Below are 16,073 nucleotides of genomic sequence, written 5' to 3'. Positions count from 1 at the left end.
CTCGGGCTCGGGGCCGGACTCGGACTCGGGGCCGGGCTTGTCCACGGGCCCGGCACCGGCACCAGCACCGCCGTACACCGCCTCGCGGACCTCGGGCAGCAGCTCGTCCTCCAGCTTGGGCCCGATCCAGCGCGCGTACGCGACGACGACCGGGAGCAGCGCCAGCGCGAACACCAGCCCGGCGAGCACCAGGCCGCCGAGGTCGGCGCCGAGGATGCCCGCGACGCCGAGTGGGCCCGGGGTGGGCGGTACGAGGTGGTGGGTGAGGGTCATCCCGCAGCCGAGGGCCAGCGCGAGGGTGACATAGCCGGTGCGCTTGCGGCGGGCGATGGAACGGGCCAGCGGGTTCATGATGACGAACGCGGAGTCGCAGAAGACCGGGATCGAGACGACGGCTCCCGTGCCGCCCAGCGCCCAGGGCTCCCGGCCCTTGCCCAGGGCCCGGACGAACGCCCTGGCCAGCGCGTCCGCCGCGCCGGACACTTCGAGGATCTTCCCCAGTCCGACGCCGAGGCCGATGACGATGCCGATCGAGCCGAGGGTGTCGCCGAAGCCCGCGGTGATCGCGTCCAGCACCTCGGTGGCGGGCTCCCCGGCGACGAAGCCCGTGACCAGCGCGGCGACCAGCAGTGCGACAAACGCGTCGAGCCGGGTGCGCAGCACGATCACGACGATGGTGGCGATGCCGAGTATGAGTGCGGCCAGTAGCTGAAGATCCACGCTGATCCTCCTCCGTGCGATGCCGCCCATCATGCGGGCCGTACCTGCTCAGAACAAGCATCTGTCACCGAGAATCTCGCGCAGTTCGCGCAACTATAGGGAGCGTGCCCAGCCCGGCGGCCGCGCCGACAGCACAGGGGCCCGTATCCGGCGCCGTGCGCCGGATACGGGCCCCTGCCGCCCGGTGGAGCTCAGCCCTGGAGCTGGGCCTCCGCCTCCAGAGTGGTGCCGACGGCCTGGATGACCGACGCGATCTTGAAGGCTTCCTGGATGGTCTCCCGGTCGACCCCGGCCTTCCGCAGCACCTGCTCGTGCGAGTCCAGGCACATGCCGCAGCCGTTGATCGCGGAGACGGCGAGCGACCACAGCTCGAAGTCCGCCTTGTCGACACCGGGGTTGCCGATGACGTTCATCCGCAGCCCGGCGCGCAGCGTGCCGTACTCCGGGTCCGACAGCAGGTGCCGGGTGCGGTAGAAGACGTTGTTCATCGCCATGACGGCGGCGGCCGACTTCGCGGCCGTGTACGCCTCATCGCTGAGGTTCCCGCGGGCCTCCGGCTCCAGCGCGCGCAGCACGATGCCCGAGCGGGACGCGATGGCGCAGGACAGCACGGTGCCCCAGAGCTGCTGCTGCGGAAGCTCCGAGTTGCCTATCACGGAGCCGAGGTTGAGCTTGAGGTCCTTCGCGTAGTCCGGAAGGACCTGCTTCAGGTCGTCGAGTGCCATGACCGCTCACTCACCGGCCAGCAGCGCGACCGGGTCCAGGGTCTCGTCGCCCTTGCTCCAGTTGCACGGGCACAGCTCGTCGGTCTGCAGCGCGTCGAGGACCCGCAGGACCTCCTTCGGGTTACGGCCGACGGAGCCCGCGGTCACCATCGTGAACTGGATCTCGTTGTTCTGGTCCACGACGAAGACGGCGCGCTGCGCGAAGCCGTCCTCGCCCTCGATGCCCAGGGCGCGCATCAGCTCGTGCTTGGAATCGGCCATCATCGGGAACGGCAGGTCGGTCAGGTCCGGGTGGTCCTTGCGCCAGGCGTGGTGCACGAACTCGCTGTCGCCGGAGAAGCCGAGGACCTGCGCGTCACGGTCGGCGAACTCGTCGTTCAGCTTGCCGAAGGCGGCGATCTCGGTCGGGCAGACGAAGGTGAAGTCCTTCGGCCAGGCGAAGACGATCTTCCACTTGCCCTCGTAGGTCTTGTGGTTGATCTGCTCGAACTCCTTGCCCTTCTCCAGCGAGACGCAGGCGGTCAGATCGAACTCGGGGAACTTGTCACCGACAGTGAGCAACGCGCACTCCTTGCAGGGCGGAATGCCCGCAATGCAGGACATTCCTATGGGTTGGACGCCCCTACCTTGCCACAGCTCGCATTGATCACAGAAATAGCTAGGGTGGGTGGGGTTGATCGGAGGTAGTTATCAGTGCCCGTGCCGTCCCCCTCCTCCCCCGCGCCGCCCGCGCTCGCCCGCGGGCGGCAGCCCAGTCTGCCGCAGCTTCGGGCGTTCGCCGCGGTGGCCGAGCATCTGCACTTCCGCGAGGCCGCGAGCGCGATCGGCATGAGCCAGCCCGCGCTGTCCGGCGCCGTCTCCGCGCTGGAGGAGGCGCTGGGGGTGCGGCTGCTGGAGAGAACCACCCGAAAGGTACTCCTCTCCCCGGCGGGTGAGCGCATGGCCGTCCGCGCGCGGGCCGTGCTGCAGTCCGTCGGGGAGCTGATGGAGGAGGCGGAGGCCGCGCGGGCCCCGTTCACCGGCGTCCTGCGGCTCGGGGTGATCCCGACCGTGGCGCCGTATCTGCTGCCGGCCGTGCTGGGGCTCGTCGCCGAGCGGTACCCGGATCTGGACCTCCAGGTCCACGAGGAGCAGACCGCGTCGCTGCGGGAGGGGCTCACCGAGGGGCGGCTCGACCTGCTGCTGCTCGCGATGCCCCTCGGGGCCGCAGGGGTGCGCGAGGTGCCGCTGTTCGACGAGGACTTCGTGCTGGTCGCCCCGGGCGGCCACCCGTACGCCGGGCGCCGCGACCTGCCCCGCGCCGCCCTCCGCGAGCTCGACCTGCTGCTGCTGGACGAGGGGCACTGCCTGCGCGAGGCGGCCCTCGACATCTGCCGCGAGGTGGGACGCGAGGAGGGGGTGCCGGTCTCGACGAGCGCGGCCGGGCTCTCGACACTGGTGCAGCTGGTGGCCGGCGGCATGGGCGTCACCCTCCTCCCCCGGACCGCGGTGCGGGTGGAGACAGGGCGCAACGCGGCGCTGCGTACGGCGTACTTCGCCGATCCGGCGCCCTCGCGCAGGGTGGGCCTCGCCCTGCGGGCCGGCTCGGCGCGGGAGGGGGAGTTCCGCGCCTTCGCCCACGCGCTGCGGGGCACCCTGCGGAGGCTTCCGGTGCGCATCACGGATCAGGGCTGAATTCTCGGGGGCGCCCCTCATGCCCCCTCACGCCCCCTCATGCCCCTCACACCCCGGAAAGCGTCACGGCTCGTTCGGGGGGCGGCCCCGCCTGGGGGGCGGCTTGGCCTCCTTCGGGAGGCGCCCGGCCTCCCGCAGCGCCCTGCGCAGCAGATAGTCGATCTGCGCGTTCGTGGAGCGCAGTTCGTCCGCCGCCCAGCGCGCCAACGCCTCGTGCATCGCCGGGTCGAGCCGGAGCAGCACCTGCTTGCGCTGCTGCCGCCCCGACGGCGCCGGCGGCTCCGACTCCCCCTGCGTCACTGGTACAGCGATCCCGCGTTCATCACGGGCTGCGGCGACCGGTCGCCGCACAGCACCACCAGCAGGTTGCTCACCATCGCCGCGCGCCGCTCCTCGTCGAGGTCGACGAAGTCCTGCGCGGTGATCCGGGCGAGCGCCGTCTCGACCATCCCGCACGCCCCCTCCACGATCTGCCGCCGGGCCGCCACCACGGCGCCCGCCTGCTGCCGCTGCAGCATCGCGGAGGCGATCTCCGGTGCGTATGCGAGGTGGGTGAAGCGGGACTCGACGATCGCCACGCCCGCGGCCCGCACCCGGGCCGTCAGCTCGGCGGCGAGTTTCTCGGTGATCTCCTCGGCGTTGCCGCGCAGCGAGAGGCCGGCGTCGTCGTGGGAGTCGTAGGGGTACTCGATGGCGATGTGCCGGACGGCCGCCTCGGTCTGGGTGGCGACGAACTCCGCGTAGTCGTCCACCGCGAAGGTGGCCTGCGCGGTGTCCTCCACCTGCCAGACCACCACGGCGGCCAGCTCGATGGGGTTGCCGTACGCGTCGTTGACCTTGAGCACGGCCGTCTCGTGGTTGCGGACGCGGGTGGAGATCCTGGTGCGGGTGGTGAGGGGGTTGACCCAGCGGAGGCCGTCGGTCCGGATCGTCCCCGTATACCGGCCGAACAGCTGGACGACGCGGGCCTCGCCCGGCGCCACCATGTTCAGCCCCGCCATCGCGAGGGCCGAGCCGATCAGCACCAGCGCCCCGACCACGATCAGCACCACACCGGGTGCGACGTCGCCGCCCGCGGCGAGCCCGCCCCCGGCGACGGCGGCTCCGGCGCCGAGTGTCACCCCGACCAGGCCGAGCAGCAGCGCCAGCAGGCCCGGGACGCTGTTCGCGGGCGCCTCCCGGACCGGCGACGAAGGCATCGCGGGTACGTCGTCCACTGCGGACATGCGGATCCCCCTCTCTGTCGGCGCCGTTCCCCGGCGCCGTGCACAGAATCTAGCAAAGTGCTAGCACTTTATCATCGATCCGCTACTCCGTCCGCAGTCCGTCCGGCCGCATCAGCCGCCACAGCGCGGGGAGGCTGGCCAGCGTCACCACCGCGATCACCCCGGCGCCGACCCCGGCGATGGGCACGAACGACGTCCACCCCGCCATCGGCTCCCCGATGATCCGCAGCAGCACCCAGCCCAGGCCCCAGCCGAACACCGCGGCCAGCCCCAGCCCCAGCAGCACCGGCACCGCGGTCTGCCACAGCACCGAGGCGCCCAGCGTGGCGCGGCGGGTGCCGAAGGCGACCAGCACCGCGAGCTGGCGGCGGCGCTCGCGCAACTGCTCCAGCATCGAGACGATCATGCTGGCGCCGATCAGCAGCAGCACCGCGGTGGCCCCGGCGAAGATGCCGCGCCGCACGCTGTCGTAGGTGTCCACGGCCTTGCTGAGGACCTCGTCCTCCGGATCCGCCGGGTCCGCGATCGAGAATCCCGGATCCACCCGGAACACCGCCGAGCGGACGCGCTCGGTCACCTCCGGACGGCCCTTGTCCATCCGCACCCAGCCGTTCAGCCAGGGCAGTTCCAGCGCGTCGGCGTCGATCGCGCCGGGCGTGGCCAGCACTCCCGCGGAGGACTCCGCCGCGGCGCGGGGCGTGGCCCGGACCTCGCGCGCCGAGGCGGGCACCGTCCACTCCGGGGCGCCCTTGCCGCTCTCCCGGAGGGTGAAGCGGGTGCCGGGCTTCGGCGTGACGACATCCTCGTCGGCTTCGTCCCCGTCCTGCGGCGGCGGCAGGAACACGTCCCCGTCCCGGCAGGAGCCGATACGGGCCAGCCTGCGCAGGGTGGCGCAGTCCGCGACGGCGGCCGAGGCCATCTGCGCGGGGTCGCTCTTGAGGGACAGGGACACCTCCAGAAAGCCGACCGCGTCCCGTACGCCTTCGGTCCTCCGGAGCGCGTCCACCAGCGTCCCGACCTGATGCTGCGTGGGGGCCCCGCGCAGCTGCGCGTCCCGCCAGCCGTGCGACTCCGCTTCGGCTGCGGGCTTCTCGCGCTCCCCCCGCTCCCCCGCGGCGGCGGGATCGGCCGCGCTGAACAGCATCTGGAGGGCCACGGCCCCGGCGACCGCGATGGTGATCCCGCTGACGGCGCGGGTGGCCGAGCCGCTGCTCAGCTGGAGCCGGCGCACCGCCAGCTGCCAGGAGGGCAGGCCGCCGCGCAGCCGTCCCACGAGCCGCTCCACGAGCCAGGGCAGCAGCAGCGCCACCCCGCTCAGCAGCAGCACAACGCCCGCCGAGATCTGGGTCTTGCTGACCGCGAACCGACCGGTGAGCGGGGCGTCGGCGAGCCGCCCGGAGAGCGGTAGCAGCAGCAGCAGTCCGCATGCGGGCGGCAGCAGCCGCCACCACAGCCGGCGCGGGCGCGGTACGGCCTCCCGCAGCACCCCCAGCGGCTCCACCGCGAGCGCGCGCATCGCGGACTGCGCGACGCCGACCGCGAGCACCGGGACGCCCACGACGATCAGGGCGGCGATCAGCGGGGCCGGTGTGACGTCGGAGGGGAAGACGCTGAGGTCGAACACCCTGATGTGCCCGACCAGGGACCGGCCCAGCAGGAAGAACCCGCCGCCCAGCAGCAGTCCCAGCCCCGCGCCGACCAGGGACTCGCCCGCGACCATCCGGTGCGTCATGGCGGCGTCGGCGCCCACCAGCCGCAGCGCGGCCAGCCGCTGGTCGCGCCGCTCGCTCCCGAAGCGGACCGCCGTGCCGATGAAGACCGCCACCGGCAGGACCAGCACCACGCAGGCCACCACCACGATCAGCAGCAGCGCGGGGCCGAGCGGTTCCTTGTCGGACGGGACGCCGAAGCGGTCGAACCGCTGCGCGTTCTCACCGGGCCGCAGCTGGTCGCTGCCCAGATAGACGGCGAGTTCGCCGGGACCGAGCAGCCCCTCGTCGCCGATGGTGCCGACGACGCGGCCGTCGAGCCGGTGGGCCAGCTCCCGCGAGCCGTCCTGGTCCAGCAGCTTCCCGAGCGCGGGCGAGACGACCATCTCGCCGGGCCCCGGCAGCACCTCGACGCCGGGCGGGAGCTTCGGATGCTTCCCCTCCGCCTGGAGGGTGTGGCCCTCGATGTCCCGGCCGTGGAAGGTGGTGAACGCGCTGCCCATCAGAACGGAGGTCGAGCTGCGTTTGACCTCCTCCTCCGAGACGCCGCCGCTGCGGGCGTCCCCCCGGGCGTCCCGCTGCTGGAGCACGTGGGGCACCGAGGCCGCCAGCAGCAGCACGGCGACGCCGAGACCCACGCCGACGGCGGTCAGCACCGTCCGTATCCACCCCTGCCGTCCGCCGGCCAGTGCGAACCGGGCGCCCATGGCCAGATCCCGCGCCCAGGCCCGCGCCCCCGTGGGCGGTGTGTACGAGGCGGGTCCGGTCACGAGGCGCCCGCCAGGTCCCGGGCCCGGCCGTCGCGTACGACGACCTCGCGGTCCGAGTAGGCGGCGACCCGGGCCTCGTGGGTGACGAGCACCACGGCCGCCCGGCTCTCCCGGGCCGCCTCGGTGAGCAGCTCCAGCACGCGCTCGCCGTTGAGCGAGTCGAGCGCGCCGGTCGGCTCGTCCGCGAAGACCACGCGCGGGGACGGGGCGAGCGCGCGGGCGATGGCGACGCGCTGCCCCTGGCCGCCGGAGACCTGGCCGGGCCGGTGGTGGCGCACGTCGTCCACCTCCAGCCGCCGCAGCCACTCCCGGGCCCGGCCCTCCGCCTCCTTGCGGGAGGCTCCCGCCAGGCGCACCGGCAGCGCGGCGTTCTCCAGGCAGGTCAGCTCCGGCACCAGCTGCCCGAACTGGAAGACGAACCCGAAGTCGGCGCGGCGCAGCGCGCTGCGCTGCGCGTCCGACATCGCGGACACTTCCCGGCCGCGGTAGCGCACCGTGCCCGCGTCCGGCGGCACGATCCCGGCCAGACAGTGCAGCAGGGTGGACTTCCCGGAGCCGGAGGGGCCCATCACGGCGACGATCTCGCCCGCGGCGATGGAGAAGTCCGCGCCGTCCAGCGCGGCCGTCGCCCCGTAGGACTTGCGCAGCCCCTCGGCCGTCAGCAGCGCGGCGGCGGTCATGCGCGCACCGCCTCGGCGAGCCGGTCCAGCCGGGCCGCTGCCGTCTCCAGCCAGCGCAGGTCGGCCTCCAGATGGAACAGCGCGTGGTCGCAGATGAGCTGGTCGGCCAGGTCGCCCTCGGTCTTGCGGCGGGTCAGCTCGCGCATCAGCCGCAGATGCTCGGAGCGCTGGGTGTCCAGCAGCTCGCCGGCGTCCCGCCCGGTGAGCAGCGCGAGCACGACCTTGGTGTAGAGGGTGTTCTGCAGATACGGCTCGGGCTTCTCGGGGCGCGCGAGCCACTGGGCCACATCGGTGATCCCGGCGTCGGTGATGGCGTACCGCTTGCGCTCGGGTCCGCCGCCGGGCTCTATCCCCTCGACCTCCACGAGGCCGTTCTTCAGGAGCCGGGACATCGTCGAGTAGACCTGCCCGTAGTGCAGCGGACGGTCGTGGCCGAACTTCTGGTCGAAGGTCTGCTTGAGGTCATAGCCGTGCCGGGGACCGGTCTCCAGCAGGCCGAGCAGGGTATGGCTGATGGACATACCGAGGACTATACACGGGGTGTATAAACCTCGTGTATAGCCCTCGCGTATACACCCCGTGCGGAGCCGTCAGGTGCCGTGGACCCGCGCGGCGACGCGGTCGCCCAGCGTCTTGTCGACGTTCCGCCAGTACTGCAGGGCCCGCTCCAGCACCGGCTCGCTCACCCCGTTCAGCAGATGCCCGGAGATGTTGCCGACCAGCCGGTCCCGCGCCGCGTCGTCCATGACCTGCCGCACCAGGGTGCCCGCCTGGCCCCAGTCGTCGTCGTCGCGGTGCAGCGTGTAGGCGTTGCGCACCATCTCGCCCTCGTCCACCGACCAGCCCACGGGCGGGAAGGCGGTGGGGTCGGCGGCCGGGCCGCCGTAGGAGTTGGGCGCGTACGGCCGGGCCACGTCCGGCGTCTCGTAGCGCATCGGCCCGTCCTTGGCGTACGAGTTGACCCGCGCCGCGCGCACCCGGTTGGGCGGGAGCTGCGCATAGTTCGGCCCGATGCGGTAGCGGTGTGTGTCGGGGTACGAGAAGAGCCGCCCCAGCAGCATCTTGTCCGGCGACGGGCCGACCCCCGGCACCAGGCTGGAGGGCTCGAACGCGGCCTGCTCGATGTGGATGAAGAAATCCTCGGGGTTCCGGTCGAGCGTCATCCGCCCCACCTCGATCTCGGGGTAGTCGCCGTGCGGCCACACCTTGGTGAGGTCGAAGGGGTTGAAGCGGTAGTCGGGCGCCTCGTCGAACGGCATGACCTGCACATACAGCGTCCAGGACGGGTACGCGCCGCGCTCGATGGCCTGCCACAGATCGCGCCGGTGGGCGTCCGCGTCCTCGCCCGCCATCGTGTCGGCCTCCTCCTGGGTGAGGAAGCCGATGCCCTGGTCGGTCTTGAAGTGGTACTTCACCCAGAACTTCTCGCCGCCCGCGTTGATCCACATATAGGTGTGCGAGCTGTAGCCGTTCATATGGCGGTACGAGCTGGGGACGCCGCGGTCCCCCATCAGCCAGGTGACCTGGTGCGCGGACTCGGGCGAGAGGGTCCAGAAGTCCCACTGCATGTCGTTGTCGCGCAGCGCGCTGCCGATCCGGCGCTTCTGGCTGCGGATGAAGTCCTGGAACTTGATGGTGTCGCGGACGAAGAAGACCGGGGTGTTGTTCCCGACCATGTCGTAGTTGCCCTGCTCGGTGTAGAACTTCAGCGCGAACCCCCGCGGGTCGCGCCAGGTGTCCGGGCTGCCCTGCTCGCCGGCGACGGTGGAGAACCGGGCCAGCATCTCCGTCCGCTTCCCCGGCTGGAAGAGGCCGGCCTTGGTGAACTGGCTGACGTCGTTCGTGACCTCGAAGAAGCCGTACGCGCCGCTGCCCTTGGCATGCACCACGCGCTCGGGCACCCGCTCGCGGTTGAACTGGGCCATCTTCTCGATCAGATAGTGATCCTGCAGCAGGATCGGACCGTCGGCCCCGACGGTCAGCGAGTGCTCGTCGCTCTCCACCGGAATCCCGGCGTTGGTGGTGGTGTGGTCCGTCATGGAGCGTCCTCCCGTGAACGAGGGTGGGCTACGGGATCCGGAATCGCTCCCCCCAGCAAAACGCTCCGACGCCATGTCGGCAACTGGGTGGACGGCGTCCAGCCCTAAACTACGTACACCGTGCGCCGACGCCCCGATCAACCGTGTCGGCCCCTGCCTGCGTCCGCGCAGCAGGCAGCCGATACACGGCTGAACCGGATGAACGACAGGAAAGTGAGCAATGGGGGACATAGTCGGCGCGGTGCGTCGGATGGCCAGGCGGTTCGTGCAGCACCCGTATCCAAAGGCGCCGCACCCTTCCTGGGTCGTACGGCGCTGGCCCGGACTGGCCGGGATGTGGGGAGCCGCGCTGTTCTTCTGGCTCTCGCTGACGCCGTCGCTGGTGCCGCGGCCCTGGGTGCTGCAGGGCGTGATCGGCGGCATCACCGCCGCGATCGGCTATGCGATCGGCTCGCTGGCCTGGTGGCTGGTGCGGCTGGCGCTCCGGTGGGCGCTGCGGAAGCCATGGAGGGCTCCGCATCGGCTGCGGGCCCGCGCCTGGCTGGCGTCCTACGCGCTCAGCGTCGTGCTGACGATCGCCGCGCTGTCCTGGAGCGCGGACGCGCAGCGGGCGCTGCGCCGCCTCCAGGGGCTGCCGGAGACGCTGACCTGGCACTCGCTGGTGATCACGCTGATGGCCATGGGGATCTGCGGGGTCCTGGTCGGCCTCGCCCGGTGCGTACGGCTCGGCACCCGGAGGCTGATCCGGGTGCTGGGGCGGTATGTGCCGCGGCCGGTCGCCATCGCCGCCGGGCTGGCGATCAGCGGCACCCTGGTGGCCTTCGGCACCCGCGACGTGGTCTTCGAGCGCGGGGTCATCGACGTCGCCGCGCACTTCGCGGAGATCACGGACCAGGGCACCAAGGACGGCATCACACAGCCCGGCTCCCGCCAGGTCTCGGGCAGCCCGCACTCCCTGATCCGCTGGGACGAGCTGGGGTTCGAGGGCCGCAACTTCACCGGCTCCTCGCTCACGGCGCGGCAGATCAGCTCCGTCACCCGCCGCCCGGCCCAGCAGCCCGTCCGGGTCTACGTCGGCCGCGAGTCCGCCGACAGCTACGCCGCGGGCGCCAGGCTGGCGGTGCGCGAACTGGAGCGGACCGGCGCGTTCCGGCGCAGCGTGCTGGCCGTCGCCGGGACGACGGGGCGCGGCTGGGTCAACTCCACGGACGCCGAGCCGCTGGAGTATCTGTGGGGCGGCGACACCGCGATCGTGGCCATGCAGTACTCGTACCTGCCGAGCTGGGCCTCGTTCCTCGTCGACAAGGAGCAGGCCGGGCGGGCGACGCGGGCCCTGGTGCACGCCGTGCGGGAGCGCTGGCTGCAGGAGCCGCCGCAGCACCGGCCCCGGCTGCTGGTCTTCGGCGAGAGCCTCGGCGCGTACGGCATCGAGTCGGCGTTCGACGGGCCCGACGACATGCTGGCCAAGGTCGACGGCGCGCTGCTGGCCGGAACGCCGAACTTCTCCCCCATCCGCAAGGAGCTCACCGACCGGCGCGACGCGGGCAGCCCCGTGTGGCGGCCCCTCTACCGGCAGGGCCGGAACTTCCGGTTCGCGCAGTGGCCGGAGAAGGACTTCTCCCGGCCCGGCCCGTGGGCGACGACCTGGAAGCACCCCCGGGTGGCCTATCTGCAGAACGCGTCCGACGCGATCGTGTGGTGGTCGTGGGACCTGGCCCTGCACCGGCCGGAGTGGCTCCGCAAACCGCTGGGCCCGGACATCACGGACGGGGTGGACTGGTTCCCGCTGGTCACCTTCTGGCAGACGTCCGTGGACATGGCGATGTCCTACGGGGTGGACGCGCCGCACGGGCACCGGTACGGGAACGGGTCGGTGGACGGCTGGCTCGCGGTGGCGCGTCCCGAGGGCTGGACGGCGAAGGACACGTCCCGCCTGCGCCGCCACATGGCCCAGCGAGAGGCCCCGTACTGAGGGGCCCGCCCCGGCAGCCCCCTCGATTCCGGTTCCCGGCGCGGGGGCCGCGCTTGCCGCCCCCGCGGCGGGCTGGGAAGGAGCTGCCCCGATCCGTACGCGGCAGACTGCGGGTGCGTGGTGGGCTGGCCGCGCAGTTCCCCGCGCCCCTGACGGGGCACATCACGCGTGTCCGCAAACGATGGCGCCGCCCCCGCCCCCGAAAGCGCTAGCCCTCCGGCTTCGGGACGGGGGTGTCGGCGGGTTCCGGCGGCTGCGCCGCCTCCGCCTCCGCCTCCGCCGCGAGGGCGGCCTGCTCCTGCACATAGCCCCGCAGATAGCCCACGACCGTGTTCGTCACCGCCACCAGCGGGACCGAGACGATCGCGCCGGGGATCCCGGCGATCAGCCCGCCGCCGGTCACCGCGAGCACCACCGCCAGCGGGTGCACCCGCACCAGCCGGCCGAGGATGAACGGCTGCAGGATGTGGCTCTCGATCTGCTGCACCGCCAGCACCACCGCCAGCGCCAGCAGCGCGGTGAACACGCCGTCGGTGACCAGCGCGACCAGCACGGCCAGCGCACCGGAGATCACCGCACCCACGATGGGGATGAACGCGAAGAGGAAGATGAAGACGGCCAGCGGCACCGCCATCGGGACGTCCAGGAAGTAGAGCCCGATACCGATGAAGACGGCGTCGATCAGGGCCACTATCACGGTGCCGCGCACATAGCCGGTCAGCGTCTTCCAGGCGCGCGGGCCCGCGCCGGCCACGCCCTCGCGGGCTGCGGCGGGCACGAACTTCAGCGCCCAGCGCCAGATCCGCTTCCCGTCGTACAGCAGGAACAGCGTCACGAACATCGCGAGCAGCGCGCCGGAGAGGAACTCCAGGATGACGGTGACGCCCTCGATCCCCGCCGAGGTGATCTCCTTGCTGTTGTCACCGATCCAGCTGTTGATGTTCTTGGTCAGGTCGTCGAGCTGGTCCTCGGAGACATGGATGGGGCCGTCGACGGCCCAGCTCTTCAGCTCCTCGATGCCGTCCTGCACCTTGGTGGTCAGGGTGTCGAGGTTCTCCATCACCTGCCAGACCACGAACCAGCCGACCAGGCCCATCACCACGAAGCCGCCGATGAAGGTGACCGCCGTCGCCAGGCCCTGGCTCAGCCCCGCGCGGCGCAGCCGCGCCACCGCCGGCTGGAGCAGCGCCGTGATCAGCAGCCCCGCTGAGAAGGCCATGACCAGGAGGCTTATGGCGGCGACCACCTTCATCAGCACATAGATGACCGCGGCCAGCACCAGCAGCCGCCAGCCGGCCTCGGCCGCGACCCGCACCCCCCAGGGCACCGCGAGGGCGGGCTCCGGCCGCGCCGCGACAGCGGGGGCGTACCGGGGCGGGGGCGGAACCAGTCCGCGGCCGCCCGGCTCTTCGGCGGCCCCGGCCGCCGCGGCGTCAGCGGCTGCGGCGTCGGCGGCGTTCGCCCCGGCGGCGCGGTCCGCGTCGCTGGCCGCTTCGGCCTCGGCCTCGGCCTCCTCGCGCCGCTCGGCGGCCCGCGTGGCCCAGCGCCGTACGGACGCCCTGAGCCAATCCCGTCTGCTCATCCCGCTTCCTCCGCCCCCCTCACTGATCTGATCGGCGTACGCGTGTGAGGGACGACGTTACCCGGGCCGAGGGTTGCTTCCGCACGGCGACGCCCCCCGGAGCCGTGTCCGGTCCGGGGGGCGTGCGCGGAAGCGAGTACGCGATGACTCAGTGGATGACTGAGCGGACGGCTCAGTAGTGGTTGTTGGCCTGCCAGAAGCTCCAGGCTTCACACGGGCTGCCGTAGCGCTCGTTCATATAGCCGAGGCCCCACTTGAGCTGGGTGGCCGGGTTGGTCCGCCAGTCGGCACCGGCCGAGGCCATCTTGGTGCCGGGCAGTGCCTGCATCAGGCCGTAGGCGCCGGAGGAGGGGTTGGTGGCCTTGTAGTTCCAGCCGGACTCGCGCTCCACGATGTTCGAGAAGCACTGGTACTGGCCGCCGCCGACGATCTGCCGGGCCATCGACTGGATTTCGGCGGTGGAGTACGACCCCTTCTGCGAGAAGTCGGCGCTGCCGCCGCCGCTGGAGTCGGAGCTGGGACTGCCGCGGTCCGACGAGCGGCTGGCGGACTGCGTCTCCAGCTTCTCGCGCTTCTTGGCTTCGGCCTCCGCCTTCTTCTTGGCTTCGGCCTTCGCCTTCTTCTCCGCCTTGTCCTTCTCGGCCTTGGCCTTCTTCTCGGCCGCCTCCTTGGCTGCGGCCTTGCGCGCGGCCTCCTCAGCGGACTTCTTGGCCTTGGCGTCCTCAGCCTGGGACGCGCTGTCCGCCTGCTGGGTGAGGGAGGCGGTCTGCGCCTGAGCCTGCTGGCCCGCTGGTATGTCTGCGAGGAGCGTCGCCTCAGCGGCGGTGGCTTCGACGTCGCCGGACGACGAGCCCTGGTCGCTGCCCGAGGCCACACCGACGACGGCGCCGACGGTGGTGACCGCGGTGGCGGACGCCACGGCGAATCCCCGGACCGAGATCCGAGCAGTCACACGGTTTCCTTCCAACATGCCCGCTGGGGTGACCTCGCGGGCGCGTTCTTGCCCCTGGCGCTGGCCTCCCTCGTACATGGCCACGGGAGACGCGGGCCCGGCTGGGTCTCCCGGGGAGGGAGCACCCGCGTGGTGATTCGGGCGGCATACGGCGGTGCTGCTGTTCAGTTCTGTACTGCGGTGGTGCTGCGCACCCTTGGGGGTGCTGGTGTGCCGTATGCGGGGCCTGACGGATCCACACCCTGCCGGACGCGGACGCACCGAGGCAATTCTGCGTTGCGTGGGATAGCTCACACGGCGTTTGCGGCTGAGGATTGCAGGAAACGGGAGCGTAACCGGGCGGCGCACCACTAGAGTGCTGCGCCCGCCACCGGCTCACAGCGCCACCGCCGCGGACGCAGCACACCCGGGATATCCGTTATACCCGGCCTTCTTCGAGCATTTCGGTCACCAGCGCGGCGATCGGCGAACGCTCGGAGCGGGTCAGCGTGATGTGCGAGAAGAGCGGGTGCCCCTTCAACCGCTCGACGACGGCCACCACTCCGTCGTACCGCCCCACGCGCAGGTTGTCGCGCTGCGCCACATCGTGGGTGAGGACGACGCGGGAGCCGGTGCCGACCCGGGAGAGCACGGTCAGCAGCACGTTCCGCTCCAGCGACTGCGCCTCGTCCACGATGACGAACGCGTCGTGCAGCGACCGGCCCCGGATGTGGGTGAGCGGCAGCACCTCCAGCATGCCGCGCGCGACGACCTCCTCGACGACCTCCCGGCTGGTGACGGCGGACAGCGTGTCGAACACCGCCTGCGCCCAGGGGTTCATCTTCTCGGCCTCGGTGCCCGGCAGATAGCCCAGGTCCTGCCCGCCCACCGCGTACAGCGGGCGGAAGACCATCACCTTCTGGTGCTGACGGCGCTCCAGCACCGCCTCCAGGCCCGCGCACAGCGCCAGCGCGCTCTTGCCCGTACCGGCCCGGCCGCCCATCGAGAGGATGCCGACGTCCGGGTCCAGCAGCAGGTCCAGCGCGATCCGCTGCTCGGCGCTGCGGCCCTTGATGCCGAACGCCTCGCGGTCGCCGCGCACCAGCCTGATCCGGCCGTCCGGGGTGACCCGGCCGAGCGCCTTCCCCCGCTCCGACTGGAGCACCAGCCCGGTGTGCACGGGCAGTTCGGGCGCGTCGTGAGGGAGGGCCACGCTCTCGGCCGCGAACAGCTCGTCCACGTCCTCGCCGGGGAGGGTGAGTTCGGCCATGCCGGTCCAGCCGGACTCGGTGATGGCCAGCTCGGCGCGGTACTCCTCGGCGTGCAGGCCGACCGAGGACGCCTTGATGCGCAGCGGCAGGTCCTTGGAGACGACGGTGACGTCGAACCCCTCGGCCTGGAGGTTTCTGGCGACGGCGAGGATCCGCGAGTCGTTGTCCTCCAGCCGGCCGTGCCAGTTCAGGAGGGCCGCGGGCAGCGCGGTGGCGTCCGTGTTGTTCAGCTCCACCCGGAGGGTGCCGCCCAGGTCGCTGAGTGGGATGGGCGCGTCGAGCCGGCCGTGCCGGATGCGGTACTCGTCCAGCCTGCGGAGGGCCTGCCGGGCGAAGTAGCCGAGCTCCGGGTGGTGGCGCTTGGCCTCCAACTCGGTGATCACGACCAGGGGGAGCACGACCTCGTGCTCATCGAACCGGTCCATGGCCGCCGGATCGGCGAGCAGCACGCTGGTGTCGATCACATACGTGCGCCGGTCGGACTCGCTGCGCTTCTTGCTGGTCACCACGGTGGGACGTACCCCCTCGGATGAGGTCGGGGAGCGACGGCGTCGCGGGGGAAGAGACCGGACCTGGCCCGCGCGTGCCGGGCCGGGAACCGGCCCTCCGCGTCCTCCGGCCGGGCCGGGGGCTGACCGCCGCCCGGTCCGGGCGGCTGTCCGTGGTCTGCAAACGGGCCTCCCGGTGACCAGCCCCTCATCGGGACGGGTCAGATGGGATATTCCCCCGGGATGGGCGCGACATGCAACGGGGTTTCCCGCCCCGACCGCCCCC

At 72.0% G+C, this 16,073-nt stretch carries 14 protein-coding genes; 2 read left to right on the top strand and 12 right to left on the bottom strand.

All coding sequences use genetic code 11. The features are described 5' to 3' along the window. The 3 genes from G5C65_RS15055 to G5C65_RS15045 all read right to left on the bottom strand — a co-directional run. Positions 1 to 720: GntP family permease (locus G5C65_RS15055; RefSeq protein WP_338146404.1), on the bottom strand; the 720-nt coding region annotated here is incomplete at its 3' end. A gap of 191 nt (positions 721 to 911) precedes the next feature. Next, positions 912 to 1,445 (bottom strand): alkyl hydroperoxide reductase, encoded by a 534-nt coding sequence (locus tag G5C65_RS15050; protein ID WP_165299326.1) that lies wholly within the window; start codon positions 1,443 to 1,445, stop codon positions 912 to 914. A gap of 6 nt (positions 1,446 to 1,451) precedes the next feature. Continuing rightward, complete coding sequence (locus G5C65_RS15045) at positions 1,452 to 2,006, bottom strand: peroxiredoxin (protein ID WP_165299325.1); 555 nt, start codon at positions 2,004 to 2,006, stop codon at positions 1,452 to 1,454. A 138-nt stretch (positions 2,007 to 2,144) separates the two neighbouring features. On the opposite strand from G5C65_RS15045, the gene G5C65_RS15040 reads away from it, so the two are divergent. Further along, on the top strand, positions 2,145 to 3,119 hold the full coding sequence (locus G5C65_RS15040; RefSeq protein ID WP_165299329.1) for a LysR substrate-binding domain-containing protein: 975 nt from the start codon (positions 2,145 to 2,147) through the stop codon (positions 3,117 to 3,119). 63 nt (positions 3,120 to 3,182) lie between these two features. Here G5C65_RS15040 and G5C65_RS15035 read toward each other — a convergent pair whose 3' ends face one another. From G5C65_RS15035 to G5C65_RS15010, 6 genes are all read right to left on the bottom strand, one after another. Continuing rightward, entirely contained in the window at positions 3,183 to 3,431 is a 249-nt protein-coding gene (locus tag G5C65_RS15035) for a type II toxin-antitoxin system antitoxin (RefSeq protein ID WP_165299328.1), read from the bottom strand. Then, positions 3,416 to 4,345 carry an SPFH domain-containing protein gene (locus G5C65_RS15030; protein WP_165299324.1) on the bottom strand — a complete coding sequence of 310 codons (930 nt, stop codon included), beginning with the start codon at positions 4,343 to 4,345 and terminating at the stop codon, positions 3,416 to 3,418. The genes G5C65_RS15035 and G5C65_RS15030 overlap by 16 nt, the downstream gene beginning before the upstream one ends. A gap of 82 nt (positions 4,346 to 4,427) precedes the next feature. Continuing rightward, on the bottom strand, positions 4,428 to 6,761 hold the full coding sequence (locus tag G5C65_RS15025; RefSeq protein WP_165299327.1) for an ABC transporter permease: 2,334 nt from the start codon (positions 6,759 to 6,761) through the stop codon (positions 4,428 to 4,430). 59 nt (positions 6,762 to 6,820) lie between these two features. Next, the gene (locus G5C65_RS15020; protein ID WP_165299323.1) at positions 6,821 to 7,504 is read right to left on the bottom strand and encodes an ABC transporter ATP-binding protein; all 684 of its coding nucleotides are present in this window, start codon (positions 7,502 to 7,504) and stop codon (positions 6,821 to 6,823) included. After that, entirely contained in the window at positions 7,501 to 8,025 is a 525-nt protein-coding gene (locus G5C65_RS15015; RefSeq protein WP_165299322.1) for a PadR family transcriptional regulator, read from the bottom strand. The genes G5C65_RS15020 and G5C65_RS15015 overlap by 4 nt, the downstream gene beginning before the upstream one ends. A gap of 69 nt (positions 8,026 to 8,094) precedes the next feature. Then, a complete protein-coding gene (locus tag G5C65_RS15010) occupies positions 8,095 to 9,543 on the bottom strand; it encodes a catalase (protein WP_165299321.1) in 1,449 nt (482 codons plus the stop codon). Positions 9,544 to 9,763: 220 nt separating this feature from the next. Here G5C65_RS15010 and G5C65_RS15005 point away from each other — a divergent pair, with 220 nt between their 5' ends. Beyond that, positions 9,764 to 11,515, top strand: coding sequence for an alpha/beta hydrolase (locus G5C65_RS15005; RefSeq protein ID WP_165299320.1), 1,752 nt, complete (start codon positions 9,764 to 9,766; stop codon positions 11,513 to 11,515). Between the two features lie 208 nt (positions 11,516 to 11,723). Here G5C65_RS15005 and G5C65_RS15000 read toward each other — a convergent pair whose 3' ends face one another. From G5C65_RS15000 to G5C65_RS14990, 3 genes are all read right to left on the bottom strand, one after another. Then, positions 11,724 to 13,097, bottom strand: coding sequence for an AI-2E family transporter (locus G5C65_RS15000; RefSeq protein ID WP_165299319.1), 1,374 nt, complete (start codon positions 13,095 to 13,097; stop codon positions 11,724 to 11,726). Positions 13,098 to 13,269: 172 nt separating this feature from the next. Beyond that, the gene (locus G5C65_RS14995; protein WP_206441817.1) at positions 13,270 to 14,067 is read right to left on the bottom strand and encodes an aggregation-promoting factor C-terminal-like domain-containing protein; all 798 of its coding nucleotides are present in this window, start codon (positions 14,065 to 14,067) and stop codon (positions 13,270 to 13,272) included. Between the two features lie 400 nt (positions 14,068 to 14,467). Continuing rightward, complete coding sequence (locus tag G5C65_RS14990; protein ID WP_165299317.1) at positions 14,468 to 15,808, bottom strand: PhoH family protein; 1,341 nt, start codon at positions 15,806 to 15,808, stop codon at positions 14,468 to 14,470. Positions 15,809 to 16,073 lie beyond the last annotated feature (265 nt).

The organism is Streptomyces boncukensis (genome assembly GCF_011045075.1).
In the GTDB taxonomy this organism is placed as follows: Bacteria; Actinomycetota; Actinomycetes; order Streptomycetales; family Streptomycetaceae; genus Streptomyces; species Streptomyces boncukensis.
Note: the sequence above shows the minus strand (reverse complement) of the source record. Positions and strands in the feature narration are given on the sequence as shown.